Origin of the sequence: Staphylococcus hominis subsp. hominis (assembly GCF_002901845.1) — a bacterium.
Lineage (GTDB): Bacteria > Bacillota > Bacilli > Staphylococcales > Staphylococcaceae > Staphylococcus > Staphylococcus hominis.
The window spans coordinates 51,660-77,401 of sequence record NZ_PPQE01000030.1; the positions used below are offsets into that span (position 1 = coordinate 51,660).

The following is a 25,742-nucleotide window of genomic DNA, read 5'->3' on the forward strand; positions in this document are numbered from 1 at the left end:
TTAAATGTGTCTTTTTATGTTTAACCGTGTACAAACACGAAGTATAAAATAAATAATACCATTAATACATACATGATAGGATGAACTTCTTTATGTTTTTTAGTAATTAACATTGTTATTGGATAGAAGATAAACCCACATGCAATACCTGTAGCAATTGAATATGATAAAGGCATCATAATGATTGTAATAAATGCTGGTACTGCTACTTCAAATTTTTTCCAATTAATTTCAGCAAAGTTTGCCGCCATTAAAATACCAACTACAACTAACGCTGGTGTTGTTACTGCACTTGTAACGACTTCAATTAGCGGACTAAAGAATAATGCTAATAAGAAACAAAAACCAGTTATGATACTTGCAAAACCTGTACGTGCTCCTACTGCAACACCAGAAGTAGATTCAATATAAGAGGTTGTTGTAGTTGTACCAAAAATAGCCCCAACAATTGTAGCAAGTGAGTCTGCAAATAATGCTCTTCCAGCTCTTGGTAACTTATTGTCTTTCATTATACCTGCTTGGGTTGCTACTGCTACTAAAGTACCTGCAGTATCAAAGAAATCAATAAAGAAGAACGTTAAAATAACAATAAGAAATTGGATGGTAAATAATTGGCCTGGATCTTTAAATGCTTCAAAAGCTGCTCCAAATGTAGGTGTAATACTTGGAATTTTACCTACAATACCTGATGGTGTATGAATTTGACCTGTAATCATCCCTACAATTGCAGTTATAATCATACCAATAAAGATTGAACCTGGAACCTTTCTAGCATATAAAATGATTGTTATAGCAATCCCAAATATAGCTAAAAGTACTGATGGTTTAGTTAGATGACCTAATGTTACAAGCGTTGAATCATTTTTTACAATAATACCTGCACTTTGTAAACCTACAAAAGTAATAAATAGCCCTATACCTGCCGAAACTGCCATTTTCATTTCATAGGGTATTGCATTAATAATTATTTCCCTCAATCCAGTTGCTGTTAATATCGCAAAGAATATACCAGAAAACAGCACACCTGTTAAACCGATTTGCCAAGGAATTCCCATTGTTAAAACAACTGTAAATGCAAAGAACGCATTTAATCCCATCCCTGGGGCAAGCGCAATCGGATATCTTGCAATTAGTCCCATGAATAAAGATCCTACAAAGGCTGCTAATGCTGTCGCTACAAAAATGGCACCTTGATCCATTTTCATATCCCCAGATATACCTTTAACACCTGCTAAACTTAAGACTTGAGGATTCACGGCTAATATATAAGCCATTGATAAGAAAGTTGTGATACCACCGATGATTTCTCTTTTGTAGTTAGTACCATACTCGTCGAATTGGAAGTATTTTTTCACAGCTTTAAACTCCTTTTTTTAAAATACTTTAATAGTTTAATATTACTTACTTAAAAAAACAATACTAAAAACGAACTTTTATCGATTTATTTCATTATAAGTTCGATTTTATTTAAAGTTTCAAGTTCTTTAATGCATCTTTAAAAGGATTATTATCCAATTCATCGTGATTATTCATATATTTTTTCATATCTTTTTTAGAAACTTTACCATTATTTTTATTTTTCAATCGTTGATCCATTTGTGCTTGTGTTTCAGTATGACCGCATACACATCGGTAGACCGCTTCTTTTCCTCTTCCAAACAATGTCATTTTCTTTTTACAGTTAGGACAACGTGCATTCGTTTTACGTTGAATATTCTTTTTAGTATGACAGGTAGGATCTTGACACACTAGCATTTGTCCGTTTTTAGTTTTTACTTTTATCATAAATTTACCGCAATTTGGACATTCAGTAGAAGTTAAATTATCATGTTTATATTTTTGATCACTATGTTTGATTTCCCCAACAATTTTTTTAGTAAAATCTTTCATCTCATTAATAAATTGTTTAGCATTATATTTACCTTTCTCAATAGAAAGTAATTTTTCTTCCCATTCCGCAGTCATTAAAGGAGAAGTTAGTGCTTTAGGAGAAAGCTCTAATATTTGTTTTCCTTTAGATGTCACTTTTAATTTCCCATCTTTTGATTCTATTGCATTAAGCTTGAATAGTTTTTCAATAATATCTGCACGCGTCGCTACTGTTCCAATTCCTCCCGTCTTATGAAGGGTATTAGCATACTTTTTGTCATTCAATTGAATATAATTTTGTGGATTTTCCATCGCCTTAAGTAAGCTACCTTCATTGAAATATTCAGGTGGTGTGGTTTCATGTTCGCTTACTTTGACTTGTTGTACACGATAGGTTTCATTCTTGCTAAAAGTGATAGTCTTATTAGAAGTAGAATCATTGTTACTAAGTGCTTTAAATCCTAATTTACGTGTGACGTTTTCAGCATGTTTAAATTGATATTCTCCCACTTTTAAAATAACCTGTGTCGCTTCATACTGATAAGGATCCATTAATGTTTCTAAAAATCGTTGTACAACCATTAAATATATTTTTGTTTCTCTGTTAGTTAATGTATCAAAGTTGGGTCTAATTTCAGTTGGAATAATCGCATGATGGTCTGACACTTTTTGATTATTAAAAATATGCATCTTAGTTGTAAATGACTTAGTCATTAACTGACGAGCATGTGATTTATAATCAGTCGCTAATAAGGCTTGGAGACGTTCTTGTATGGTATCTGTCATATCGTTAGATAAGTAGTTAGAATCTGTTCTTGGATATGTTAATAATTTATGACGTTCATAAAGACTCTGTAAAATATTCAAAGTTTCTTTGGGTCCTATTTTAAATCGTTGGTAAGATGCTTGTTGTAAATCAGTTAAATTATATAAAGGTTTTGCGTAAGATTTTTTTTGCTTAATTGAAACATCTTCAATCTGACCTGATTGTCTTTCTATTTTTTCAGATAATTTTTGTATTTCTTCTTTATTAGTAAATCTTTTATTAGTTTGAATATCAAATGTAGCGTCATTTACTTTTAAAGAAAGTGTGTAATACTTTTGAGGTTTAAAATGATTAATTTCTTGTTGTCGATGATAAACCAGTTGAATCGTTGGTGTTTGTACCCTTCCTAATGAAAGTTGAGCATCATATTTAGTTGTCAGTGCTCTAGTAGCATTAATACCCACTATCCAGTCCGCTTCACTTCGTGCAAGAGCTGCTTGATACAAGTGATTATATTCACGACCATCTTTTAAATGTTTAAAGCCTTGTTGTATTGCTTTTTTAGTCACCGAACTAATCCATAAACGTTTAATTGGCTTTTTATTTTTTACTTTATCTAAGATGAGACGTGCTACTAGCTCTCCTTCACGCCCAGCATCTGTAGCAATAATAATGTTTTTCACATCTTTATTTAATATTAAAGATTTTACAATTTTAAATTGTTTACTTGTCTTCCCTATGACCACAGTATGCATTTGCTTAGGTAGTATAGGTAAATCTTCTAATTTCCATTCTTTATATGTTTTGTCATAATGTTCTGGTTGAGCATTTGTTACTAAATGACCTAAAGCCCATGTCACTATATAGCGCTGATTTGCAATATATCCATGATGTTTTTCTTTAATATTTAGTGCTTCTGCAATATCTCTCGCTACCGAGGGTTTTTCCGCTAGAATTAATGATTTCATTCAAATTTCCTTTCACATTCTTACTTTTTATTTTCATACGTTTAATATTGTAACATGTATAGCAATAGTGTTACTTTCCATCTCATCTTATTAATTTAAAGTAAAACCCCTATATTAAATTCAGCTTACTAAAATACTTAGGCTATACATTTTTATAATATTAGTCTTTTATATTTTATAAAAAAATGAGCAATTGCGTTTTATATCAATCACAAATAATATAAAATATTCACCAAGTGTTATGGAAAGGAAAGCACTTATTTTTGAAAAGGAGAGTGAGTAATAAATGCAGATTATTAACATATTAATCGCCTTATTACCTGCATTATTTTGGGGAAGTCTCGTATTAATCAATGTATTTGTAGGAGGAGGTCCATACAATCAAATTAGAGGTACAACGTTAGGTACATTGGTTATTGGTCTAATCTTACTTCTTACAGGTCATGCACAATTTGATAACCCTACTGTCATCATTGTAGGGTTAATTTCTGGTGCAATGTGGGCATTCGGTCAAGGAACTCAATTACAATCTGTTAACCTTGTCGGCGTATCTAAAACAATGCCTATTTCTACTGGTTTACAATTAGTAGGTACAACTTTATTTAGTGCTATCTTTTTAGGTGAATGGAGTACTGGATTACAAGTTACTTTAGGACTTATTGCAATGGTTTTATTAGTAACAGGGATTGCACTTACATCACTAAAAGGAAAAAATGAGCGTTCTACAAAAGATCCTAATTTTAGTAAAGCAATGGTAATTCTAGTTGTAGGTACATTAGGTTATGTAGGTTATGTAGTAATCGGCAATATATTTGGCGTAAATGGTACTGATGCCTTATTCTTCCAATCAGTTGGTATGGCTATTGGTGGATTTCTACTTTCAATGAGACATGAAACAAATATTAAATCTACCGCACTTAATATTATTCCAGGGATTGTTTGGGGAATAGGTAACTTATTTATGTTCTATTCTCAACCTAAAGTTGGTGTAGCAACAAGTTTCTCATTATCACAATTATTAGTTATAGTTTCTACTCTTGGTGGTATATTCTTATTAGGTGAGAAAAAAGATCGACGCCAAATGATTGGGATTTGGTCAGGTATTGCGTTGATTATCATCGCAGCAATTATATTAGGAAACTTAAAATAGGTATATTGAGGAGGTCATACAATGTTTTCTGAATTAGAAAATAAAGTTGTGGTTATTACTGGCTCTGGCAGTGGCATAGGAAAAGCAATGGCGGAAGTTTTTGGTAAAGAAAAAGCGAAAGTAGTCTTAAATTATAGATCAGAAAATCATATGGAAGAACTTGATGCCCTTCAAGAAACAATCAAAAAATCTGGCGGTGACTCAATTACGGTGCAAGCCGATGTTTCAGTCGAAGAAGATGTGAAACGATTAGTAGAAACGGCTGTTAAAGAATTTGGAACAGTTGATATCATGATTAATAATGCTGGTTTTGAAAAAGCCACTCCAAGTCATGAAATGTCTATGGCTGAATGGCAAAAAGTCCTTGATATTAACTTAACAGGTGCATTTATTGGTTCACGTGAAGCGGTAAAACAATTTTTAAAAGAAGATAAGAAAGGTATTATTATTAATACTTCAAGCGTGCATGATACAATTCCTTGGCCAAATTACGTTAACTATGCTGCAAGTAAAGGCGGTCTTAAGTTAATGATGGAAACAATGTCAATGGAATATGCCCAACATGGCATTCGTATTAATAATATCTCTCCAGGTGCCGTTGTGACTGAGCATACAAAAGAAAAATTCTCTGATCCAAAAACACGTGCCGAAACATTAGAAATGATTCCAGCTAGAGAAATCGGTGATGCAAAAGATGTAGCAAACGGTGCATTGTTTTTAGCTTCTAATTTAGCTAGCTATGTTCATGGAACAACATTATATGTTGATGGTGGTATGATGAACTATCCTGCATTTATGGGTGGAAAAGGGTAATCATACTATAAAGTAAAAGAGCAAGCGATGATTAAAAATCGCTTGCTTTTTTCATGTGTATATGTAGTTTTTATACAAAGATAGCTTGATAAATATATATAATAATAATACTTATCACAATAGAAATATTAGTAACCATTCCCACTAACGGTAATGTTTTATATTTAAATTGAATTGAATATGGAATAATTGCCACACCCACAGGAAGTAACCATGTAATTAATAACGTTGTTTTAATCATATCATCTGATGTTGGTAAGAAAAAGTGGACTAATAAACCAGCAATACATCCAAGTCCGTAATGGACAATTAAATATTTCACTGCAATTGGTAAAAATTGTTTTTCAATTCTGAAGCTCAACATAATTCCAAGTAAAATCATTGATAATGGCATGTTCGCTTTAGAAATTATTGTAAAAAAGTCAATTGAAGCTTTTGGTAAATGAATATTAGCCATATTAAGTATAAACATTACAATATAAGTAACGAGTGGTATTGAAGAAATTAACTTTTTCCCTAAAAATTTGAAATTAAATTGATCGCTTCCTTCACTGTAATAACTACCTACAAAGTAAGTGACTCCAAACATAATAATTGCCCCACCGATATCAGCCATACCAAAATAAATCATACCATTTTTAGGCCAAATTGTTTCTACAAGTGGATAAGCAAATAAACCAATGTTTAATGACGCTGCCATCATACCTACTGAACCCTTGACATGATTATCATATTTTCTAAATAATGCAACCATAATTACTTTGGCTAATATGCCATAGATGAGCATCATAATTGGTAAAATAGAAAATGATAAATCAAGATTCGCACTATTTAAATTGACAATAACTAAAGAAGGTAATGTGACATTCAATACAAGCGTAGACAATACTTGACTATCTGCAGATTTAATAAAGTTAATACGTTTAAGTAAGTAACCTAATGCAATTAACAAAATAATGATTATAAATTGCTCAGTCACAATTCATCCCTTCTTCCCTAATATTCCATTACAACTAATTACTCTAACACAATTAACAGTATTTTTAGAAGTTACTTGTTTCATGCTATAATCATTACTAATCATATTAATAAATAAGGAGTTCGACTAGACATGGAATTAGAATCACAATTAGCTGAGCTTAAATACGATTATATTCGTTTACAAAATGATTTAGAGAAAAAAGAATCACTAAATCAACAGATTGATCCTTTAGTAAAACAATTAGAAGAAATTGAAAAAGAAATTTCAGACATACGTTCAAAATTACGTCAGAAATAATTTTTCAATATATCTAGGCATTAAAGTTCATGAATGCTATGATATTAGTCGTAATAGAAAGGATGTCATCAAGTGAAAATATACTTAATTTTATTACCCATACTGTATCTTATTGTAAGTTATATCAGTATTTTTAAAATGAAATCAATGTTCGTACATATTTTACGTATTATTATGGGAATATTATTATTATTTGTAGTAGCTATCACTACGATCCAATTTCCTAGTGAAAATTGGTGGGTATTTGTTGTATTGCTTCTTCTTGTAGGAAATGTAGAAGTTACAGCTTTTAAAGCACTTAAAAACGATCATAAAGGTGTTTCGATTTTAAATATTATATCTATCATTATTTTTGTAATATATATTATTTTAACTTTTACTATGTATTAATAAAAAAGCAATTGAACGTATGTGCATACGTCTCAATTGCTTTTTTTGACTTATCCTAAATTTATCTTTATTTACGTGTAAGTTTGTTTTTTAAAGTAAAGAGTATTTCATAGATAACAGGCACTACGATTAAGGTTAGTAGTGTTGATGATACTAATCCACCTATGACTGTAGCAGCCATTCCTTTAGAAATTAGAATTGAACTATTTTGCCCAAATAACAATGGTAATAATGCACCGATTGTTGCAACTGCAGTCATCAAAATAGGTCTAATTCGAGTTCCACCCGCTTCAATTAAAGCTTCTTTCATTAACATACCTTGATGTTCATTTGAAATCACTCTATCAATTAATACAATTGCATTTGTAACAACAATACCAATTAACATCAACATACCAATTAAACTTGGTACTGAAATGGTTTCTCTGGTAATCAATAATGCAAATACTATACCAATAGCTGTAAATGGTAATGAGAATAGAATTGTAAATGGTGCTAAACCACCTTTGAATGTGATAACCAACACAAGATACACAATAACAATAGCAATAAGCATTGCAAAAGCGAGTTGGCTCATTGCTGTATTAATATCATCTGTTGCACCGCCAACATTAAACTTAACGTTATTAGGTTTATCAATTGTATTGATTTCACGCATCACTTTACTAGAGGTTCCACCAACATCAGAAGCGGTAATCTTACCTGAAACTGTTGTAGCATAATCGCCATCTTTTTGAACAAGTTTACTTGGTGTTGTTGTTTTGTTTAGACGTGCGATATCTTTTAATTTAACAGTTTCTCCACTTGGTGCATGTAAGTCAATGTTTTCTAGTTTATTTTGAGACCAATTTGTTTGTTTATTCTGTTTTACTTTTACATCTATATTATTACCATTTTCTTTAACAGTTGTAATTGTTTTTTCTGGTAAGTTCTCATTTAAATTCAATGCTAATTGTGCAGCTGAAATACCTTTATCTGTTGCTTTATTTTGATCTACTTTGATTTCATATTGATCATAGGTCTGTGATAAATCTGAATTGACATCTGCTACACCTTTAATGGATTTCATTTTATTTTCAACTTTAGTTACTGTACTTCTAATTGCATCAGTAGAAGGTCCTTTAACAGTTACGTCCACTGAATTGTTTCCAGCTCCTGTACCTAAGTCTTGATTTTTCCATTCACCTGGGTCTTTCATTTTAGAAAGATGTGTAACCACTTTATCTGGTTCTTCCTCAAAGTGAGGTGTATTCGAATCATATTCCACCATAATAGCCATGCTATTCGTGCTTCCTGTTGGATCTGCTGGAGAAGGTCCACCTACAGAAAATTGAACTGTTTTAACTTTATCTTTACTTTGAAGATATTTTTGAGCTTTTTCAGCATGTTTAAGTACTGCTTTTTCAGTTTCTCCTGGTTTAGGTGTATAAGTTAACGCTAAGAACTTATCTTCTCCAGTAGAAATATAACTTGTTCCTAACTTAGTTGCACCAATTCCTATACTCGCAATTAATATAACAATACTAATAATAAGAACAAGCCATTTATGATTAAGTGACCAACCCAGTACTCGTTTATATTCCTTACTAATTCTCCCTAATTTATTTTCTTCATTAACATTGCCATTTATTTTTATTCCATTTTTAAAGAACGTTGAGGCAAGAGCTGGTACAACAGTAATAGAAACAAGAAGCGAAGCCAGTAAACTAAATGTGATAGCTAACGCAAATGGTCGAAACATTTCACCTACTGAGCCTGAAACAAAAGCTAGCGGTAAGAAAACTATAATTGTAACAATCGTAGAAGATAAAATAGGTTTAAATACCTCTCTCGTTGCACTAATAACTAAATTGTTCCCTTTTAATTGTTCACCTGGATCTGATAATCGGCGATAGATATTTTCTACTACAACAATAGAATCATCTATGACCCGACCAATCGCAATAGTCAATGCACCTAAAGTTAAAATATTAAGTGATACATTACTTAATTTCAGTGCAATAAGTGCAATCAAAATAGATAACGGAATTGAAACGATAGATATCGCTGTTGTTTTAATATTTCTTAAGAATAATAAAATAACAATAATTGCGACGATGGTACCTAAGGCCGCTTTTTCAATCATAGTATATAATGAATCTTCAATTGGTTTAGCTGTGTCCATTGTTTTTGTGGCTTTGATATCACTGTTATTCTTAACAAACTCGTCTATTTTCTTTTGCGTTGCTCTAGCCACTTGAACTGTATTTGCATCTTGTGCTTTCATTACTTGTACGTTAACTGCATCTTTACCATTTGTTTTTGAAATAGAATCTCGTTCATCGCCCACAGTGATTTTAGCTAAATCTTTAAGTGGCACGCTTGGCATTTGACCATTTGTTTCTTTTAAAGAGCTATTCGCTCGCGATTGACTTGAACTAGATGATTGACTGTCCTCTTGGCCAGTACTGCTAATACTATTATCGTTAGAATCGCTTGATTGTCCTTGACCTGCTATAGAAAGAGGGATCTTTAAATCTTTTAATGCACTGACTGATTTAAATTGACCATCCACAACGAGAGATTTTTCATTATTTCCAAATTGAAATAAACCGAGTGGTGTTTCTCTAGTCGCTGTCTTAATGTAATTTTCAACATCATCCGCAGATAACCCTACTTTATCTAATTCTTTTTGTTTAAATTTCAAAGTAACTTGACGTGTAGTTTGTCCATTCAGTTGTGCACTTTGAACACCGTCAACAGTTTGAAGTTTAGGTATTAATTGTTCATTAATTTCCTTTGTAGTAGTTCTTAAGTCATTACTTTCATTTGTAAATGAGTAAGCTACGATAGGAAAGGCGTCGATGGAATTACGTATTAATTCTGGTTCACTTACTCCATCCTTAAAATCGATTTTATCTATTTCTTTTTTCAGTACTTCTTCAGCTTTATCCATGTCAGTTCCGTTGTTATATTCAACTTTCACAATTGAAGCATTAGATATCGATTGTGTTTCTACACTTTTTACATAAGCGAGTGATCTGACTTGTTTATCAATTTTCGAGCTAATTTCACCTTGTGTCGTTTGAGGTGTAGCTCCTGACATCGTCGTTTGGACAGAAATAATTGGATTTTCAACATCAGGTAATAATTCTAATTTAAGTTTAGCACTTGAATATATGCCACCTATAATGACTAAAAGAACCATTAAAAAAATAGCAAACTTATTACCTAATGAAAATTGAAGCATCTTTTTAATCATTTTGTTACTTCTCCTATAATAAGTGATTAATATTGGTAAAAAAATCTGAACGTTTCTTCATAGAATCGTTCAGATTAAATACTGTATCTACAATACTGTAAATTAATTATTTACGTTTTAATTTGCGAGAGAGTTTAATTTTGGCTTTTGTAAGTCTTGGTTTAACTTGTTCGATTAATTGATATAACGGTTGATTTAAGACATAATCAAACTCACCAATTTTTTCACTTAAATAAGTGCCCCATACACGTTTAAAAGCCCATAATCCATAGTGTTCAGAATCTTTTGATGGATTATTATCTGTGCCACCAAAGTCATACGTTGTTGCACCATGGTCTCTTGCGTATTTCATCATTTCATATTGCATATGATGGTTCGGTAAGAAATCACGATAATCATTTGAAGAAGCTCCATATAAGTAATATGATTTTTTACCTGCAAACATAAGTAATGCGCCTGATAAATATACGCCTTCTGGATGTTCTTGATTTAATCTTTCTAAATCTTCTTTTAATTCAGTTGTCTTAGAAATCTTATTTTTTATATCATTTAATTTGTTAGCTGTCTTTTTGTCATTTGGACGTGCTTCTGACTTCGCTTCTAATTTAGCTTTTTCTGCTTCTTGAGCTTCTAAATCTTTATTCGTTTCATCAAGCACTTGTTGTGGCTCTAATTTCACTAAGAATAATTCTGCATCTCCATCTTCATGTAATGAGTCATAAATATTCTCAAAATAGCTAATATCACGTGTTAAGAAACCATCACGTTCACCCGTAATTTGCATTAACTTCGCAAATGTTTTAAGTCCTTCACGATTTGAGTGTTCAACTTTAGTACCTCGTTTAAGCGCTAATCTAACTTTAGAACGATTACGACGTTCAAAGTTTTGAATAATTTCATCATCGGTTTTATCAATAGGTGTAATCATTGTCATACGAGGTTGAATATAGTCTTTTGATAATCCTTCTTTAAACCCTTTATGTTTAAATCCAAGCATTCTTAAATTTTTAAGTGCTTCTGTGCCATGTTCTACTTCAACATCTGGATCAATCTTAATCGCGTACGCTTTTTCTTCTTTAGCAATTTTTTTTGTTTCATTTAAAAGTGCTCTCAGTACGTCTCTATCATTATAATCGGCTACGAATCCACGTGATACGTAGCATAATGTAAATGGTAACTTCGGTATCTTTTTAAATAATAACTGTCCTACACCTTTAATTTCACCATTTTCACCTACTGCCACACGTTTTGAATACCATCCAGTTAAGCGCTTTGTCTCTGCCCACTTTGTCAGTTGCAATAAATCACCATTCGGATGAGTTTTTACAAATTCGTCATGTTCCTGATTTGTGATATTCATCTTTTCCATGCTATATAAAACTCCTTTATCTTTGCATTACTTATCATTATACATTGTAGATTTGAGAGTGTCGACAAACTCATAATAGAAGTTGTATTTTCTTCAAAAAGCTATTCTTTTTGTTATACTTAATGAATGAAAAACACTACTATTTTTTATTAAAGAGGTTTTTAAAATTGAGAAATATTATTTTACTTATATTTATTGTATGTAATGCTATTGCAATAATTTATACAATGGCTCATCCATTAACTATAAATTTTTTTAGTCTGAGAGTGATGTTTGTCGCTTTATCACTTGTACTTACCATTTTATTTATACTATTAAAAACAAATCGTTTTTCTTTAATACTAAGCTTAATTTCTTTAGTACTAGTTTTTATTCATATTGCTTTTATTGCACATAGTACTTATACCTATCTATTTAATTAGTTCCTTCATTAGGTTCGAAACGATATTTGGCTCCTTTAATAATGATTGAATAAGGAGTCATAGTCTCATTATCTTTAAAAACAATGGTATTGTATCCAGATTGAGCCGCATCTTGAATCCGATAAACAATAGTATCCCCCTCTAATTTTAAATCAGTGTAGTTCTCATTTTCTTCTATAATATCCATATTAAACCAGCTTTGCCACTTAGTTAAGGTTTTAGAGCGTTTAGAACTATCTATAATAATTTTATCAATTTTAAATTGTTTCTGAAAAAATGAATCCAAATTTTGCATATGATCGACTTTATTTTTATTCCACTCAATAAAAAAAGGAGGCCTTACCATATAGTCGGGATCAGCGATGTAGAGTAACTTCCATCTTATCTTTTCACCCTTTTTATTTTCTCTGTCCATATTTATAGGACCAATCGTATCAATATGACGTTCGTTTAAAGATTGTTTTACTCTCTCTATATCTTCCGTTCTAAATGCCATTGTTTTAAATCCTTGCTTAAAATTATCTTGAACAATTTTCGTTGCAAAAGCGACTCTACCCTTTTCAGTTTTAGCTTCTTTCTTTAACTTTTCGACATTTTCAACATCTAAAAGTTCGATGTAATTTCCATTTATATAAGTTAAACGATTGAAAGTGCCATATTGATGATGCTTGCCTCCAGAATGAATTTTTAATAACTCACCTGGATATTTAAATCCTTTTAATTGATCGACGTAATGAATCATATGATCAAATTTCAATTTCATGTATCAATATCCCCTTTACTAATTTAAACTTAATTGTATTTTAACAAATTTCACTATACTTTACTCTATAACTTATATTTAGTGTTGAAAAACGAATGAAATCAGCGTATAATAATTTTCGGTATTAATTAGTTAGCCTTGCTAACTATTTTCGAGGGAGACAATTTAAAATGCTCACAAATGAATTTTTTAATAGTTTTATTGGTATTTATCGTCCTTATATTAAACGTACTCAACCTATATTAGATCAATTTGGTCTACATACAGGTCAGTGGTTAGTGCTTAAAGATATTGCTACATATGATCAAACGACTTTAGTTCAAATATCTAAACGTCGTTTTATTGAAAAACCGACTGCGCGTAAAATTATTAAAGTCCTATTTGAAAAAGATTTACTTTTGGTTACTCAAGGTACTGACAAACGTGAAAAGCTATTAAGTTTATCTGAAAAAGGACAGCAATTATTTGAGGACATGAATGCTTGTATTACACCTATTCAAGAAGATTTAATCCATCAATCTAATATATCTAATGATGACTTGGATCACGTCATAGCAATCATGAAAAAATTACATACCACATTATCGAAGGGGGATACTCATGAATCAGACTAGTACTATTAAACAACCTATTTTTACTAGAAGTTTTACAATCAATTTTATCATTAACTTCTTTGTTTATTTATGTATGTACTTATTATTAGTTATCATCGCTGATTATTCTAAAACATCCTATCATGTGTCAGACAGTATATCTGGACTTGTTGTAGGACTATTTATTATTGGATCATTAATAGGACGTTTTGGAACAGGAAAGTATGTCAATCGTTTTGGTCCTAAAAAAATTTTAATTGTTGGTTTAATTTTTCTAATCATTACTCAGTTACTTTATTTTATCTCTGGGTCGATAACCATCTTGATGTTTGTACGACTCCTAAATGGAATTGCTACAGCTATCGCAACGACTGCTACAGGTACAATTGCTGCACATGTTACCCCTGTAGAACGTAAAAGTGAGGGTATTAGCTTATTTTCACTGAGCCTTGTTCTTGGATCAGCTATTGGGCCTTTCTTTGGAATTTTATTATTGAAATCATTCTCAATTAATTTACTATTTCTTATCTGTCTCATACTAGGAATCGCAAGTTTAATTGTTTCACTCTTTATTAAAATTGATTTTAATCCTACTAAAAATGCAGTTGATAGAAAAGTAGCTCAAGCTTCTGGTTTCAATATTCATAATTTTATTGCTAAAGAAGCTGTACCAGTAGCAATTGTTATGATGATCATTGGGTTAAATTATGCGTCAATCCTAACATTCTTAAAACCTTTTGCTGAGCAACGTCATTTGTTAGAAGCATCTAGTTATTTCTTTATTTTCTATGCGGTCGCTTCATTAATCACTCGACCTATTGCTGGTAGAATGATTGATGCAAAAAATGAAAACGTTGTGGTTTATCCAGCTTTTCTTGCCTTAATTATCACATTTGTTTTATTAGTATTTAGCTATAATGGTTGGGTATTATTACTTGCTGGCGTGTTCTTAGGTATTGGTTATGGAAACCTCTCTTCTTCAATGCAAGCCATTGCAATTAAAGTCTCCCCTTCAAGTAAATATGGAATTGCAACTTCAACTTACTTTATAGGATTAGATATTGGTATTGGCTTTGGTCCATCGTTGCTTGGATTATTTACAGATTCAATCACGTATACTCAAGTTTATCTCATTATGGCTATTGTAGCTGCTTTATGTACAGTACTTTATTTAATTGTTCATGGTAGAAAAGTACATGGTAATACGTATTAATCTTTCATTTAATATATAAAAAGGAGCACCCCTATTATTCGTTATAGAATATGAGAGGTGCTCTTTTTATTTAATTAATTTGCAATACTAATAGCTTCAATTTCATTTTTCATTTTATCTAATACTTTTTGTTGAGACGCATTAAAGAAATAAAATACTTGTCGTTCATCTGTTTCAGAACGTAATTTAGAAATTAATTCTTTCTTGTAAATTTTGCGAATGATTACGTCAATTTTACTTGTATCCCATAACATTTCAAAATGTAATGTATCGCGTAACTCTTTTCCGCTAATTTTTTTACCTTCATACACTTTAAATAAAACGACAAATTCCTCAATAGAAATTTTATACGTCATTTTTAACCAATGTTTTAGTTGACTGAGTTCTTTTTCCGCTTCAATAAAGCGATTCACTTTATTATTCATAGTACATGCCTCCAAAGTTGATTCTAAGTTGTATAAATACATAATATAATAAAATTGCTTAATTTAATTATATAACATATGTACAATTTAATCTATTACAAATATTAATTTATATCTGTTTAGTGATTAATATAAATTACTTTGAAATTATTAAAATTAATTAAAGCTACTATCAAATTAAAATACAGAAGTAAGTAATATCACATATGATTATCACTTACTTCTGTATAGATTAACCACCAATATAATTCATATTAATTTTCTTTCGTTGTCGATTTTTTACTGTTTGTTCTGTACGTTCATCTGAATAACGATCATCACGTGCTTGCCATAATGAAATGAACGTGTCTTTTAATTTTTGATGTGTAGCACCACTACGCAATAATGATTTAATATCAAAACCATCAATCACACTAAATAAACATCCATAAAATTTTCCATCAGATGATAGTCTTGCTCTTGTACAAGTAGAACAAAATGAAGCTGAAACACTGGTGATTAGACCAAACTGTGCACCATTATCTTTATGTCTATAATATGTGGCAACTTCACCAAAGTATCTAGGTGGAAGTGGTTCTATATCAAACTCTTCTTCAATAGTAGATAGCATTTCTTCTTTCGTAACAACTTTATTAAAATCCCAACTATTATCATTACCTACATCCATAAATTCAATGAATCTTATTTGAATGTGTTTATCTTTAAAATATTCGATCATAGGTAGGATTTGATCATCATTAATTCCTTTTTGTATAACTACATTTACTTTTACATGAAATCCAATAGAGACCGCATAATCAATTTGTTGCAAGATGGTAGAAGCTTTAATGTTACGGTTATTGATTGCTTGAAATACCTCATCATCAATTGCATCTAAACTTACATTAATTCTACGTAATCCTTCATCATACAACTTTTGACCATGTTTTTTTAAAAGTAAACCATTAGTAGTCATACCAATATCTTCAATACCCTCAATACGATTGAGTTTTTCAATTAATTTATATAAATCACGTCGTAACAAGGGTTCTCCACCAGTGATTCTTAATTTTTTCACGCCTAATTCAGCATAAACTTTGGCAATTGTTGTAATTTCATCAAATGTCAGTAATTCCTCTTTAGGCAAAAAAACAAAATCATCACCAAATATTTCTTTTGGCATACAATAATCACATCTGAAATTACAACGATCTGTTACAGAAATTCGTAGATCTCTTATAGGACGTCCTAATTTGTCTTTAATTTGGATCGTCATTAACGCGTCCCCCTTTAATCATTAATCTGATGAAGTAAAGTATTCAAATCATCTTGATAATTAATATTTTTAGACCAATTTTTTAAAGGCTGAACCTCTTTAGTATCTAGAAAACATGTTATCACATTTTTATATACATGCCGTAAACTATAATCATTAGAATTCAGTGCTTTTTCAATATTCGAAATGACTCCTCGACTATAAAACGCAATGGTCGGTATAGGTTTATCATTGTCTGAATAAGCTATAATATCTGCTTGATGTTCCATACGCTGTGAAATTGTAAATTGATATAGTTGACTTATTGCTTCTTTAGTAATCATAGGAGTATCTACAGAAACCACAAAAAATAATTCTTCATTATTATAATGTTTCATAACTGTGTAGATTCCTGATAACGGGCCTTTATCTGCATGTGTTTCTTCATCTATCATAATCTGTTTATACTCAAATTCATTTTTAAGTTGTTTGTTTGTACTGATAATAATATCGTCAAATAAATTCGTTTCTGTTAATGTATTAATAATTCGTTTATAGAACATTTCACCGTGAATACAAGCAAATGCTTTGGGACTACCAAAACGTTTAGAGTGTCCCCCAGCTAGAATAATTGCTTTCATATTTAACCACCACTAACTGGAGGTATTAACGCAACAATATCATCTTGCTTTACAATATCATTAAGTTGAACAAATTCTTCATTCACAGCTACTTGAAATTTTTTATCACGAATGGATGAGTGACGTTCAAATAATAATTCTTTAAATGTTTCTACTGTAATATCTTCTATTAAATCAATGTCCTCTGAATTCATTTCTAATATTTCTTTTATTTCTGCAAAATATAATACTCTCATTTAAGCCCCTCCTTTAGTTGCTTGACTGTGGTCTCCTCTTTGATGTCCTTGCCATTCTGCACCGTCTTCCCAAATTTCTTTTTTCCAAATCGGCACAATTTCTTTAATTCTTTCAATCGCATATTCATTTGCACGATAGGCATCTTTACGATGTGGCGAAGAGACAGCAATCAATACTGCAATATCGGAAATGTGTAGAGGACCAATACGATGTACAATCGTTGTTATCGTTCCTGGCCAACGCTGTGTAATTTCTTCTCCAATTTGTTCTAGTTTTTTTTGAGCCATTGGAACATAAGCTTCATACTCAAGATATTCTGTTTTCACCCCTTTAGTCCATTCGCGAACATGACCTGTAAAGACAACAACAGCTCCTTGATGTTCATTTAAAGTAAATGTTCTATATTGTTCGGGCTCAATTGGATTCGTCACGATTTCAAATTGTTTCATTTTTTATTCATCCTTTTGTTTCATCCATTTTAGTAACCATTGCTCATAGTTGTTTAAAGCATTCTCATTATTATAATTATAAAAATATTGAACATGTGTAAGAAGTCTCAGTTTTTCTAATTCTTCTTGGGTCTGATATACCACTATTTTGTCATAATTCTCATGTTTAAACCCTTCAACTAAAATAACGTCATAACGAATAGTTACACTTTCTTTTATCAGCTCTTCAAGCGACGGCTGATTTCTACGTGTTACCGTTTGTTGATAAGCAGATCCTTGAACAATACTCTGATCTGCACCAGCTTCAAAATGTTTCATATGATCCACATTAGAAGATTGAAGCGTAATATCATCTTTATCATGTCCATGATGTTTAATCGTTACAATATGATAGCCTTGAGATTTTAAAAATGTAATAGATTGTTGTAACAACGTTGTTTTACCCGAATCTTTAAAACCAACTATTTGTAAAATCATAATGATAGTTCCTCTTCGAAAACATTCGATTCAGTTAAAATAACATCTACAGTATGTCCGGCTTTAAATCCCCTTGTCCCCCCTGGCAACATAATCATTGCATTACTATGTGCTATTGCTACTACAGCACCCGATTTATTAAATCCGGATGGAACCACAGTCGCACAATTATGAGTAAAAGATGCAGTTGCTCGAATAAATCTTGTAAATGGATTGGCTTTCGCAAAATCTTCCATTAATGTTGCTTTCACAACTTGAGGGTAAACTGCTTTGGCTTGCATCATATGTTGCACTGCTGGTTTAACAAATAATTCAAAACCAGTAAAACAAGCCGATGGGTTCCCTGATAAACCAAATAAATACTTATTATTTGCAACTGCCACAGTTGTCACACTTCCAGGACGCATCGCAATTTTATTAAATAACACTTCTGCTTGAATTGCTTTGTATATCTTTGGTAAAAAGTCATAATCCCCTACCGAAACACCTCCAGTAGTAATGACAATATCATGATCTTTCATTGCTTTAGTGATGACTTGAATACTACTTTCTAAGTCATCTTGTTGTATACTATAAGGCTCTATCGTTAATCCCATTTTATCAGCTAATGCTTGTATCATCGGACCATTAGAATTTCTAATTTTTCCTGGTTGTAATTCTTCGTCTACATTCAATAATTCGCTTCCAGTAGCAATGACTGCAATACTTGGTTTTAAAAACACAGGCACTTCTGTATAACCATAGGTCGCTAGTACTGCAATAGCTCCAGGATTAATGACTTGTCCTTTTTTTAAAACAATATCTCCTGTTTTCGTTTCTTCTCCTTTTAGCGACACATTTTCATTCTCTTCAAAAGGTTTTCTAATAGTAAATGTATCTCCGTTTTCCACAGTTTGTTCAAACATCACTACTGCATCTGCGCCCTCAGGAATTTGAGCGCCTGTCATAATACGAACTGCTTCATTTTCTCCGACTGTTTTATGAGATACTGTGCCTGCACCAATATGATCTATCACTTTAAATGTTTTACGATTTTTTGAAAAGGCACCAGCCGAATCTTCACTTCTTATAGCAAAACCATCATACGGCGATTTATTGAAACGTGGTATATCATAAGTTGCTACAATGTCTTCAGCTAAGACATATCCTAAACTGTCCTCTAATGATATATTACTTTGTGGAGTATATATATCTTGTTTTACAATACGTTCAATTGCTTCTTTAATAGGTATTGGTTTTCTTTTTTCAACTACCATTTTATCAACTCCAATTACACGATAAATTCATGCTATACTATTTTATAAACTCAGTAAAATAATGATGTACTTATTAAAAATAAATGATTATAACTTTATTTATATGTTATGATTTTTAGATATTTCTATAGGAGGCTATTTATGTCAAATTTCACACATATCAATCATCAAGGTAATGCAAAAATGGTTGATGTTTCGAATAAAAGTATTACAAAACGTATTGCTAAAGCGCATTCAAGCATCACAGTGAATGAAGCGATTTACCATCAAATTATTGACAATACAAATAAAAAAGGTAATGTACTTAATACTGCTCAAATTGCAGGTATAATGGCTGCTAAAAATACTTCGACTATTATTCCGATGTGTCATCCATTGCCCTTAACTGGAATAGATATTGAATTCTCTTGGAATCAAGCGAACACACAACGCCACTATCAATTAAGCATTACTGCTACGGTTTCTACTACAGGTAAGACTGGTGTTGAAATGGAAGCTTTAACAGCTGCTTCAGTTACAGCTCTCACAGTATACGATATGACAAAAGCAGCTGATAAAGGAATGATCATTGGTGACACATACCTTGAATCAAAATCTGGAGGTAAATCTGGAGATTATCACCGGCAATTAGATTAATCTATATGATTGTCTTCTATTATGATAGTCATAAGCAGCATTTTCAATTAGGGAAACCTATGATTTACAATGCTTTTTATGACTATTTTATTTATTGAGTTCATAAACCATATGATTTAATTCCGGAATAATGAGTTTAGTCATTGCTAACTTTACTGCCCCAGTTGATCCCGGCAACGTAAAGATTAATTTACTCATAACAGTTCCCGCTAATGCTCTTGAGAGAAGCGCTTTTGTTCCTACATCTTCCGTATAACTTAAATATCTAAAAAGTTCGCCGAATCCTTCAATTTCTTTATCTAAAAGTGGTTTTACAGCTTCTATAGTCACATCACGTTGTGCTATACCAGTACCTCCAGTCGTTATAATGACATCAATATCTGATGCTAACCATTCATCAATTTGAGATTGGATGTCTTCCTTGTCATCTTTAATGATATTATAGTGTTCTTCTGTCACTTCTATATTCAGTTCTTTCAAACACTTTTGAACTAATTGACCCCCTTTATCTGTTTCTTTATTTCGTGTATCAGAAATTGTTAACACTGCACATTGAATTGTTTTTTTAACTTCTTTATTTTCATGCTCATGCATCATCATTCTCTCCTTATCCAAATAGTTGATTGATTAACTGTATTGCTTCAGATTTCTTAGTTGTACCATGAATCAACATTCGCCCACCTTCAAAATATACAATTCTATGTTTTTTAAATTCAAATACTAACATATATTGGTTTTCATGATAACGAATATCAAGTGCTATAAGAAAATCAACTAATACTTTTTTTGTAATGTCTTTATTTTCATATTGAACTGTATCTCTACCACACAAAGTTGCATATGAAGTCGAATGAGTATATAAATACGGAAAGCTAGCATTTTTGCCACAAGTTGGGCAATCATCACGACGCATTTTACTATAACCAAAAGAAAAATGTGTATTCTCCCAAATATCTCCATATGTCAGCTTCGTGGGAATCTGTTTACCAATCAATATCTTTAAAGCATCCCGTAATTGAAAACTTGTGGTCATCGTTACGGCTGGCTGAATCACACCGGCTGTATCACATGTCAGATTTATCACTGGTAACTGAGGCATTAAACAATTAAAGCAAGGTGTTTGACCTGGAATAAATGCAGTTTCTACATAGGTACTTTGAACTACTCCACCATAAATCCAAGGAATGCGATATCTGTAGGAAAAATCATTGATTAATTGTCTTGTTTCAAAATTATCCGTTGCATCAATAATCAAATCTACACTCGTTGCATATTGCTCTAAAAATTGGGCATCTACATGTTCAATATAAATATTCACTTTTATATCAGAGCGAATATGTTTTAAGTGATCTTGTGCAGCAACCACTTTTGGCAACATACGATCTGCATCACTTTCTGTAAACAATGTCTGTCTTTGTAAATTACTATATTCAATATAGTCTCTATCCACAATAGTCAACTCTCGAATACCAGCACGAACAAGTCCTTCAGCTACATGGGTACCCAAAGCGCCCATTCCAACAATCAATACATGTTTCTGATTAATGGTTTGTTGTCCATGTTCTCCAATATCTTTAAATAAAATTTGTCTTGAATAACGTTCTTGAGTCATTATTTGAAACCTCTCTCAACATTCTCTCTTCTTTTTATTATAACGAAATAGGAGTAGGACAGAAATCTAAAACATTCTAGACTTCGATATCCTACTCCTGTTTATTTAATTTGAATCATTTCATCTGCTAATACTTCTGCTTCATAATTAGAATGCGTTACAAAAATAATAGGTATACACCATTCCTCATGAATTTGCTTAACTAGATGGATGCCTTCATCTCTAGAAATATCATCTAAACTTGAAAAAGGTTCATCAAGTAAAATTAAATTGGGTTTCGTGCTTAAAGTTCGAGCGAGTGCTACACGTTGAGCTTCCCCACCAGACAGTGTCGGCGGAAATTGATTCATTAAATGGCTAATATTTAAACGTTGAATAAGCTCATCAATATGTTTAGACTGTTTAGTCATAAATGTAATATTCTGGAGAACCGTCATGTTAGGAAAAAGTTGATAATCTTGAAATAAATAGCCAATTTGGCGTTGTTGAATCTTTACATTAATATGGTTTTCAGTATCTACTAATAACTGATTATTAACATTAATATAAGCCTCATCTGGTTGTCTTAATCCCGCAATAATATTTAATATTGTCGTTTTTCCAATGCCGGAGGGACCTTGTATTGCATATATTTTAGCTTTTGTATCTTCAATGTTAATATGAATCAATGTTTGTTTTAACTGATGTTGTAATTTAACTTGTAACATCTAGTCTACCTCCTGAGCTTTATCACGATTCGCAAAATTCAACATACTAATGACTGTAATAGAAAAAGCAACGAGTACAAGTACCCATAACCATGCCTGATTTTCTTTTCCTTGCTCTACTAAAAAATAGATTTCAAGTGGCAGGGTATTGGTTGTATTTGGAATATATCCTGCAACCATCAATGTTGCACCAAATTCTCCAATAGCTCTCGCAAAACTCATCATAATACCCGCAATAATTGAACGTTTAGATAATGGTAGAATTAAACGATAGAAGATTTTACGTTCACTTGCTCCCATTGTTCGTGCAGTATTTAACATTTTAGGGTTAATACTTCGAAATCCTTGAATAGTATGTTGGTACATCAGTGGAAAACTAACAATGACAGATGCAATTACTGCACCTGTCATTGTAAATACTACGGGTAAATGAAGTATATTTTGAAAGAATTGTCCCACAAATGTTCTAGGTGAAAAAACAATAATAAGTATAAACCCTAGTACTGTTGGTGGTAAAACAATAGGTAATAATATTAAGCTTTCAAGAAATTGAGTTGCATGCCCCTTTCTTTTATATAACGTTCTACAAATAAAAATTCCTAATATAGAGACAATTATCGTACTGATAAATCCTACTTTAATAGAAATCCATAGAGGTGTTAAATCAGGCATATGTCATCCCCCTATACTTTAAAGTGATATTCTTTTAAAATATTTTTCGCTTTTTTAGATTTTAAAAATTCCATCCATTCTTTAGCAAATTTATTATCTGATGTTGCTCCCGCTTCATAAGTGATAGGTTTTTTCAAATCCGCTTTTTTAATCTCATTTACTTTATCTGTTCTTTCATTATTCGTATATAAATCGGTCTCATATACAAATCCCATTTGAGCATTACCTTTTTCAACGTAATTTAATACTTGTTTAACGTCTTTGGCATATACAATTTTATCTTTTACATCACTATATAAATGTTGATCATCTAAATATTGTTTCGCATATTTACCTGCTGGTACAGTTTTCACTTCACCAATAGCTAATTTTTCGTTGTCTTTTAAATCTTTTACTGAAGCTTGATCACTGTTTTTATCACCAATCAATACCAACTGATTATGTGCGTATTTATATGTATTATGAGCTTGATTATGTTTTTTCAACATATCTACATCTTTCGTATTTGCAGACATAAAGACATCAGTTGGTGCACCTTTTTCAATTTGTTGTCTTAAGGCTCCTGATCCACCATAATTAAATGTTACATTTACATTTTTATGTGTTTTTTCAAACTCTTTCTTTAATGCTTTACTTACATCACTTAAACTTGCTGCTGCTGAAACTTTCAATTCAGTTTTAGGATTATTACTATTATTTGACTTTGAAGAGTGCTTGCTATTCTCATTATCTTTTGAATTTGAACAACCTGCCATAATGATAATAAAAGTCCCTAACACCGCTAATAATCGTTTTACAGTCATTTATTTTTATGCCCCCTATTCAATCAAATATTATACGCTTTTTATATCTTTTGAAAAGTTTTACCATGTTTTATATAATCATTCAATATTGAAATACTTTTTGTGAATATAATGATACAGTATAAAGTAGTTATAACCAAAGGGGAGACATTCATGGATAAAGATGCCGTTCAAAATCAACCAATTATTAGGTATGAAGATGAGCAACTCATCGAAACTGAAGACAGCTATGTAACCGAATTTCCATTAACGATTATGGTGAATGGAAAAGAATTTGCTACAGTAATCTGCAGTCCGACACATTTAGAAGAGTTAGTCATAGGATTTTTAGCATCTGAAGGAGCCATTTATAAAAAAGGAGAAATTAAATATTTACAAATTGATAATAGTAAAGGGTTTGCTCATGTAGAATTAACTAAGTCATTAAGTGATCGTTTTGAGTATTCTACAAAGCGCATGGTTGCTTCATGTTGTGGAAAAAGTCGAGAATTTTATTTTCAAAATGATGCGGCAATTGCTAAAACATCGATGTCTAATATCGTTCTCACTCCAAGACAAATTTTAAATATGATGACAGGTTTACAAAGTGCAAGTACTTTATTTAAACAAACAGGTGGCTTGCATAATGCAGCGATTAGTGATGGTGAGGCATTTTTTGAACATCGTCAAGATATAGGTAGACATAATGCCTTAGATAAACTTTACGGTTTTTGTCTTACTCATCAAATTCCTGTTAGAAATAAAGTGCTTATTTTTAGTGGACGTATATCATCTGAAATTTTACTAAAAGCAGCTAAAATCGGTGTTGGTGTTATATTATCAAAATCTGCACCTACCACATTAGCAGTAACACTGGCACATGACTTAAATATTACTGCTATTGGTTTTATTAGAGGTAATTCTTTTAATATTTATAGTCATCCAGAACGTGTAAAAGGAGTGAAATAGAATTTATTATAAATTCATTTTTCACTCCCTACTTTTATTTATATTGCATCTTCTTTGACTATCTGATATTGAAAGCTTTGAAAAATATAGCCTTGTTTTATATACATGTCTTTTGCTGTATCATCACCATCTGCCACTAATATGACGGGTCGAGAACCAGCTAAATGACCTACATAGGACTGCATCGTAGTACCTATTCCCTTATGACGATAGTCTTCTAAAACGCCGAACCCATCAATTTCAACGGTTTCATCTGTAACTATAACATCCAAAATCCCCACAGGTTTATGAAGATAATATGCAACTATACGAGTGACATCATCTATTTGATTTAATATTGCCTCTCTCGTTCGTTCTTCACTTTCTTTAACAAACGCTTCGCCATACGGTTTTGAAAATTCATTGTAAACACTTAAATAATCTTCCATGTTAAATGAAGTTACAGGTTCAATATCTACCTGAATATTGCTCTCAAATTGTTTTAATGTAACACTATCTATCGCGTACAATTCAAGTAGTCCTAATTGAAATCCTTCATTGCGTATCGCTTCTAACCATGTAGAATGCAGTAATTGGTTTTCTGGAAATGTAAAAGATAAATGAGAAGAATGTTGTTTTTTATGCAAAATTCGTTGTTTCTCCATATCTGAATACCACTGATTAATTGAAGGTAACGTTTTGTACTGCCACTTATTCATGTGATATGTCATTGGATCAGAAGGTGTTAAATATATAATATTCAACTCATCTTCTAAGTATATTTTTCCATTTTCTTTAATCTGCTTCATTGTTATGTATGTCATAGTAAC

At 31.5% G+C, this 25,742-nt stretch carries 27 protein-coding genes; 8 read left to right on the top strand and 19 right to left on the bottom strand.

What is annotated here, in order from left to right; genetic code table 11:
- Positions 1 to 20: 20 nt before the first annotated feature.
- Together CD034_RS09410 and CD034_RS09415 are read right to left on the bottom strand one after the other, a co-directional pair.
- The gene (locus tag CD034_RS09410; RefSeq protein ID WP_002448576.1) at positions 21 to 1,355 is read right to left on the bottom strand and encodes an NCS2 family permease; all 1,335 of its coding nucleotides are present in this window, start codon (positions 1,353 to 1,355) and stop codon (positions 21 to 23) included.
- Between the two features lie 112 nt (positions 1,356 to 1,467).
- Positions 1,468 to 3,603 carry a DNA topoisomerase III gene (locus tag CD034_RS09415; protein ID WP_002448594.1) on the bottom strand — a complete coding sequence of 712 codons (2,136 nt, stop codon included), beginning with the start codon at positions 3,601 to 3,603 and terminating at the stop codon, positions 1,468 to 1,470.
- Between the two features lie 286 nt (positions 3,604 to 3,889).
- Here CD034_RS09415 and CD034_RS09420 point away from each other — a divergent pair, with 286 nt between their 5' ends.
- Complete coding sequence (locus CD034_RS09420) at positions 3,890 to 4,753, top strand: GRP family sugar transporter (RefSeq protein ID WP_002448386.1); 864 nt, start codon at positions 3,890 to 3,892, stop codon at positions 4,751 to 4,753.
- A 21-nt stretch (positions 4,754 to 4,774) separates the two neighbouring features.
- Positions 4,775 to 5,566, top strand: a complete 792-nt coding sequence (locus CD034_RS09425) for a glucose 1-dehydrogenase (RefSeq protein ID WP_002448461.1) — start codon at positions 4,775 to 4,777, stop codon at positions 5,564 to 5,566.
- Between the two features lie 70 nt (positions 5,567 to 5,636).
- Here the strand turns inward: CD034_RS09425 and CD034_RS09430 are convergent, their stop codons facing one another.
- On the bottom strand, positions 5,637 to 6,545 hold the full coding sequence (locus tag CD034_RS09430) for an AEC family transporter (RefSeq protein ID WP_002448531.1): 909 nt from the start codon (positions 6,543 to 6,545) through the stop codon (positions 5,637 to 5,639).
- Between the two features lie 132 nt (positions 6,546 to 6,677).
- On the opposite strand from CD034_RS09430, the gene CD034_RS11260 reads away from it, so the two are divergent.
- Both CD034_RS11260 and mspA read left to right on the top strand, forming a co-directional pair.
- A complete protein-coding gene (locus CD034_RS11260) occupies positions 6,678 to 6,845 on the top strand; it encodes an SE1832 family protein (RefSeq protein ID WP_002448622.1) in 168 nt (55 codons plus the stop codon).
- 72 nt (positions 6,846 to 6,917) lie between these two features.
- Positions 6,918 to 7,235 carry a membrane stabilizing protein MspA gene (gene mspA / locus CD034_RS09435; RefSeq protein ID WP_002448383.1) on the top strand — a complete coding sequence of 106 codons (318 nt, stop codon included), beginning with the start codon at positions 6,918 to 6,920 and terminating at the stop codon, positions 7,233 to 7,235.
- A 67-nt stretch (positions 7,236 to 7,302) separates the two neighbouring features.
- Here the strand turns inward: mspA and CD034_RS09440 are convergent, their stop codons facing one another.
- The 3 genes from CD034_RS09440 to CD034_RS09455 form a co-directional block, all read right to left on the bottom strand.
- Entirely contained in the window at positions 7,303 to 10,476 is a 3,174-nt protein-coding gene (locus tag CD034_RS09440; RefSeq protein WP_103288318.1) for an efflux RND transporter permease subunit, read from the bottom strand.
- Positions 10,477 to 10,582: 106 nt separating this feature from the next.
- Positions 10,583 to 11,845 carry a lipid II:glycine glycyltransferase FemX gene (locus CD034_RS09445; RefSeq protein WP_002448476.1) on the bottom strand — a complete coding sequence of 421 codons (1,263 nt, stop codon included), beginning with the start codon at positions 11,843 to 11,845 and terminating at the stop codon, positions 10,583 to 10,585.
- 414 nt (positions 11,846 to 12,259) lie between these two features.
- A complete protein-coding gene (locus CD034_RS09455) occupies positions 12,260 to 13,030 on the bottom strand; it encodes a VOC family protein (RefSeq protein WP_002448398.1) in 771 nt (256 codons plus the stop codon).
- Positions 13,031 to 13,200: 170 nt separating this feature from the next.
- Here CD034_RS09455 and CD034_RS09460 point away from each other — a divergent pair, with 170 nt between their 5' ends.
- Entirely contained in the window at positions 13,201 to 13,644 is a 444-nt protein-coding gene (locus tag CD034_RS09460) for a MarR family winged helix-turn-helix transcriptional regulator (protein WP_002448562.1), read from the top strand.
- Positions 13,631 to 14,836, top strand: a complete 1,206-nt coding sequence (locus CD034_RS09465) for an MFS transporter (RefSeq protein WP_002448515.1) — start codon at positions 13,631 to 13,633, stop codon at positions 14,834 to 14,836. Before CD034_RS09460 ends, CD034_RS09465 begins: the two co-directional genes overlap by 14 nt.
- A 74-nt stretch (positions 14,837 to 14,910) precedes the next feature.
- Here CD034_RS09465 and CD034_RS09470 read toward each other — a convergent pair whose 3' ends face one another.
- The 7 genes from CD034_RS09470 to CD034_RS09500 form a co-directional block, all read right to left on the bottom strand.
- Positions 14,911 to 15,261, bottom strand: coding sequence for a SarA family transcriptional regulator (locus tag CD034_RS09470; RefSeq protein ID WP_002448468.1), 351 nt, complete (start codon positions 15,259 to 15,261; stop codon positions 14,911 to 14,913).
- Positions 15,262 to 15,493: 232 nt separating this feature from the next.
- The gene (gene moaA, locus CD034_RS09475) at positions 15,494 to 16,516 is read right to left on the bottom strand and encodes a GTP 3',8-cyclase MoaA (protein WP_103288319.1); all 1,023 of its coding nucleotides are present in this window, start codon (positions 16,514 to 16,516) and stop codon (positions 15,494 to 15,496) included.
- A gap of 14 nt (positions 16,517 to 16,530) precedes the next feature.
- Positions 16,531 to 17,136 carry a molybdenum cofactor guanylyltransferase MobA gene (gene mobA, locus CD034_RS09480; protein ID WP_002448453.1) on the bottom strand — a complete coding sequence of 202 codons (606 nt, stop codon included), beginning with the start codon at positions 17,134 to 17,136 and terminating at the stop codon, positions 16,531 to 16,533.
- Positions 17,137 to 17,138: 2 nt separating this feature from the next.
- Complete coding sequence (gene moaD / locus CD034_RS09485) at positions 17,139 to 17,372, bottom strand: molybdopterin converting factor subunit 1 (RefSeq protein ID WP_002448591.1); 234 nt, start codon at positions 17,370 to 17,372, stop codon at positions 17,139 to 17,141.
- Positions 17,373 to 17,822 carry a molybdenum cofactor biosynthesis protein MoaE gene (locus CD034_RS09490; RefSeq protein WP_002454998.1) on the bottom strand — a complete coding sequence of 150 codons (450 nt, stop codon included), beginning with the start codon at positions 17,820 to 17,822 and terminating at the stop codon, positions 17,373 to 17,375.
- Between the two features lie 3 nt (positions 17,823 to 17,825).
- Positions 17,826 to 18,299 (bottom strand): molybdopterin-guanine dinucleotide biosynthesis protein B, encoded by a 474-nt coding sequence (gene mobB / locus CD034_RS09495; protein ID WP_002448518.1) that lies wholly within the window; start codon positions 18,297 to 18,299, stop codon positions 17,826 to 17,828.
- The gene (locus CD034_RS09500) at positions 18,296 to 19,555 is read right to left on the bottom strand and encodes a molybdopterin molybdotransferase MoeA (protein ID WP_002448422.1); all 1,260 of its coding nucleotides are present in this window, start codon (positions 19,553 to 19,555) and stop codon (positions 18,296 to 18,298) included. The genes mobB and CD034_RS09500 overlap by 4 nt, the downstream gene beginning before the upstream one ends.
- Before the next feature lie 141 nt (positions 19,556 to 19,696).
- On the opposite strand from CD034_RS09500, the gene moaC reads away from it, so the two are divergent.
- Positions 19,697 to 20,191 (top strand): cyclic pyranopterin monophosphate synthase MoaC, encoded by a 495-nt coding sequence (moaC, locus tag CD034_RS09505; RefSeq protein WP_002448592.1) that lies wholly within the window; start codon positions 19,697 to 19,699, stop codon positions 20,189 to 20,191.
- 87 nt (positions 20,192 to 20,278) lie between these two features.
- On the opposite strand, the gene CD034_RS09510 is transcribed toward moaC, so the two are convergent.
- From CD034_RS09510 to modA, 5 genes are all read right to left on the bottom strand, one after another.
- Positions 20,279 to 20,785 (bottom strand): MogA/MoaB family molybdenum cofactor biosynthesis protein, encoded by a 507-nt coding sequence (locus tag CD034_RS09510; protein WP_002454996.1) that lies wholly within the window; start codon positions 20,783 to 20,785, stop codon positions 20,279 to 20,281.
- A 13-nt stretch (positions 20,786 to 20,798) separates the two neighbouring features.
- Positions 20,799 to 21,803, bottom strand: coding sequence for a ThiF family adenylyltransferase (locus CD034_RS09515; RefSeq protein ID WP_002454995.1), 1,005 nt, complete (start codon positions 21,801 to 21,803; stop codon positions 20,799 to 20,801).
- Between the two features lie 101 nt (positions 21,804 to 21,904).
- Positions 21,905 to 22,510 carry an ATP-binding cassette domain-containing protein gene (locus CD034_RS09520; RefSeq protein ID WP_002448316.1) on the bottom strand — a complete coding sequence of 202 codons (606 nt, stop codon included), beginning with the start codon at positions 22,508 to 22,510 and terminating at the stop codon, positions 21,905 to 21,907.
- Positions 22,511 to 23,182 carry a molybdate ABC transporter permease subunit gene (gene modB, locus CD034_RS09525; RefSeq protein WP_002448583.1) on the bottom strand — a complete coding sequence of 224 codons (672 nt, stop codon included), beginning with the start codon at positions 23,180 to 23,182 and terminating at the stop codon, positions 22,511 to 22,513.
- Between the two features lie 11 nt (positions 23,183 to 23,193).
- Positions 23,194 to 23,985: a molybdate ABC transporter substrate-binding protein gene (gene modA, locus CD034_RS09530; RefSeq protein WP_002454994.1), complete on the bottom strand. Its 792-nt coding sequence runs from the start codon at positions 23,983 to 23,985 to the stop codon at positions 23,194 to 23,196.
- 153 nt (positions 23,986 to 24,138) lie between these two features.
- Here modA and fdhD point away from each other — a divergent pair, with 153 nt between their 5' ends.
- A complete protein-coding gene (gene fdhD, locus CD034_RS09535) occupies positions 24,139 to 24,933 on the top strand; it encodes a formate dehydrogenase accessory sulfurtransferase FdhD (RefSeq protein ID WP_002454993.1) in 795 nt (264 codons plus the stop codon).
- A gap of 38 nt (positions 24,934 to 24,971) precedes the next feature.
- On the opposite strand, the gene CD034_RS09540 is transcribed toward fdhD, so the two are convergent.
- On the bottom strand, positions 24,972 to 25,736 hold the full coding sequence (locus tag CD034_RS09540) for a GNAT family N-acetyltransferase (RefSeq protein WP_002448609.1): 765 nt from the start codon (positions 25,734 to 25,736) through the stop codon (positions 24,972 to 24,974).
- Positions 25,737 to 25,742 lie beyond the last annotated feature (6 nt).